Source organism: Citrobacter sp. (genome assembly GCF_050252275.1).
Lineage (GTDB): Bacteria > Pseudomonadota > Gammaproteobacteria > Enterobacterales > Enterobacteriaceae > Citrobacter_A > Citrobacter_A amalonaticus.
This window is the reverse complement of sequence record NZ_JBFWLF010000400.1, coordinates 1-2,923: the sequence shown is the minus strand read 5'-3', so window position 1 is coordinate 2,923 and position 2,923 is coordinate 1. Positions and strand designations below refer to the sequence as shown.

Below are 2,923 nucleotides of genomic sequence, written 5' to 3'. Positions count from 1 at the left end.
CGCGAGGCGGTCGCCAGTCTGATCGTCCCCAGCCTGTTTATGGTGGGGTTAACGCTGTTCATCTGCTATCAGGCCGTTCGCCGCATTACCCGTCCGCTCGCCAACCTGCAACACGAATTAGAAACCCGCACGGCGGATAATCTCTCCCCTATCGACATTCACAGCTCAACGGTCGAAATTGAAGCGGTCGTTTCGGCGCTCAACCAGTTGGTCAATCGACTGACCACGACCATCGAAAACGAGCGTCTGTTTACCGCCGACGTGGCGCACGAACTGCGAACACCGCTATCGGGCGTCCGTTTGCATCTGGAACTGCTGTCAAAAGCGCATCACGTGGATGTCGCGCCGCTGCTGGGTCGTCTTGATCAAATGATGGACAGCGTCTCGCAGCTTTTACAACTCGCCCGCGTGGGTCAGTCTTTTTCATCGGGAAATTATCAGCATGTCAGATTGCTGGAAGATGTGATCCTGCCGTCTTACGATGAGCTGAGCACGATGCTGGAACAGCGCGAACAGACACTCCTGCTGCCTGACAGTCAGGACGATGCGACTGTTCAGGGCGACGCGACGCTGCTGCGGATGCTGCTGCGTAATCTGGTGGAAAATGCCCATCGCTACAGTCCGGAAGGCACCACCATCGCCATTACGCTGAACGTTGATGACGAAGCAACAATGACAATGGCGGTAGAAGATGAAGGACCGGGGATCGATGAAAGCAAGTGCGGCGAACTCAGCAAAGCCTTCGTCCGCATGGACAGCCGTTACGGTGGAATCGGTCTGGGGTTAAGCATCGTCAGCCGCATTACGCAGCTGCACCACGGGCAGTTTTTCCTGCAAAATCGCAGTGGAACCACCGGAACCCGCGCCTCGGTGCTATTGAAGAAGGTTTAGTAGGTTGAGACCCAAATGTACAGGAAGCTACTGACAATCAGTACGCTGAATACGGTCGTGACACTTTCATAAATACGCTGCTTCATCACACTCTCCTCCAGGGTATGGAAGAGAGTGTGCCAGTCAGAGATTAAGCAAACCTTAATTTACTCGTCAATTCGCGGATGCTGCTGCACCAGGCGCGTACGCTTCGCCTGCAGGTCCGCAATCTCCTGATCGATATCCTCAATTTTCTGCTCGATATTATCGTAGTGTTCACCGAGAATTTCTTTCGCTTCCTGAATATCCGAGGCGGCGGGCGTTGCCCCTTTCAGCGGCTGATTCGCGGTCTCTTTCATGGTGATACCGGTAATGAAACCAATCACCGCAATCACCATCAGGTAGTAAGCAGGCATCATCAGATTCTGCGAGCTTTCCACCAGCCAGGCCGCCAGCGTTGGCGTCAGACCGGCAATCAGTACCGAAATATTAAATGCCGCCGCCAGCGCACTGTAACGAATATGTGTCGGGAACATGGCTGGCAATGAAGACGCCATGACCCCGGTGAAGCAGTTGAGGATCACCGCCAGCATCAGCAGACCGGCAAAAATAAGGCCGATGATATTACTGTTAATCAGAATAAAGGCCGGGATTGCCAGCGCAAACAGCGCGATGCTACCCATGATCACGAATGGACGACGGCCAAAACGGTCACTCAGTAGTCCCATCACCGGCTGGACAAACAGCATCCCGATCATAATGGCGATGATAATCAGCACGCCGTGATCTTCAGAGTAATGCAGGTTATGCGACAGATAGCTCGGCATATAGGTCAACAGCATGTAGTAGGTGACGTTGGTAGCAATCACCAGGCCAATACAGGCCAACAGGCTGCGCCAGTGCTTAGTGGCGATCTCTTTAAAGGACACTTTTGGTCCGTCCTGCAAGCCTTCGCGGTCGCCTTGTTCCAGCTTATCGACGTGCTGCTGGAACGCCGGGGTCTCTTCCAGCGCATGACGCAGATAGAGTCCGATAATCCCTAACGGCAGGGCGATAAAGAACGGAATACGCCAGCCCCATTCCAGGAAGTTCTCTTCTCCGACCACCGTCGAGATCAGGACGACCACACCCGCCCCCAGCACGAACCCGGCAATGGAGCCGAAGTCCAGCCAGCTTCCCATAAAGCCGCGTTTACGGTCCGGGGAATATTCGGCCACAAAAATAGACGCGCCGGTGTACTCACCGCCGACGGAGAAGCCCTGCGCCATCTTACACAGCAACAGCAGGATGGGTGCCCAAATGCCTATCGAGGCGTAGGACGGTATCAGACCGATACAGAAGGTACTGATCGACATAATCACGATGGTGATGGCAAGAATCTTCTGGCGACCATATTTATCGCCGAGCATACCGAAGAACAAACCACCGAGCGGACGAATCAGAAAGGGAACAGAGAAAGTAGCAAGGGCGGCAATCATCTGCACGCTGGGGTCAGCCCCCGGGAAGAACACTTTACCTAATGCGTAGGCAACAAAGCCATAAACCCCAAAATCAAACCACTCCATCGCATTACCCAACGAAGCAGCGGTAATCGCCTTTCGCAATTTACTGTCATCGATAATCGTGACATCACGAAGCGTAATCGGTTTTACTTTTTTCCTTTTCAGCATAGCTGTCCTCGTAGACTAAGCCCTGTCTCGCGGCATATCGACTGCACTGGCGCACTGGGCGCAACGTCACCGTCGAGCGCGGGGTTGCTCAGACGCAACTCCTGTAACAAGCGTAGCAGGTTTACTTACACGGACTGGTTAAGGTCTGTACAACCGAACCTGTTGACGCCTGATTTGGGCGGTTAATGAGCTATCTACCCTACCAGTGTTTAAAATTGTGATCAACTTCACATATATGTTTAGGTTTCGTCAACGGAGGTAAATAAGGTGATCCTGAGTCTCTTTTTTTAAAGCACAGAGTTGTTCTTTTTTACGTTTTTGATCTCTATTTTGTTGTGCTTGCTTCATAAAAAGTCACTGCAGTTATTATTATTCTGCCAGGC

Annotated in this window: 3 protein-coding genes; 1 reads left to right on the top strand and 2 read right to left on the bottom strand. The window is 52.5% G+C overall.

Going from position 1 to position 2,923, the window contains the following annotated elements; genetic code table 11:
• Nucleotides 1-891: two-component system sensor histidine kinase PmrB (gene pmrB / locus AB7E14_RS22305; protein WP_428169978.1), on the top strand; the 891-nt coding region annotated here is incomplete at its 5' end.
• Here the strand turns inward: pmrB and pmrR are convergent.
• Together pmrR and proP are read right to left on the bottom strand one after the other, a co-directional pair.
• Nucleotides 888-977 carry an LpxT activity modulator PmrR gene (gene pmrR / locus AB7E14_RS22300; RefSeq protein ID WP_042999091.1) on the bottom strand — a complete coding sequence of 30 codons (90 nt, stop codon included), beginning with the start codon at nt 975-977 and terminating at the stop codon, nt 888-890. The genes pmrB and pmrR overlap by 4 nt on opposite strands.
• 60 nt (nt 978-1,037) lie before the next feature.
• Complete coding sequence (proP, locus tag AB7E14_RS22295; protein ID WP_316962633.1) at nt 1,038-2,540, bottom strand: glycine betaine/L-proline transporter ProP; 1,503 nt, start codon at nt 2,538-2,540, stop codon at nt 1,038-1,040.
• Nucleotides 2,541-2,923: the final 383 nt, after the last annotated feature.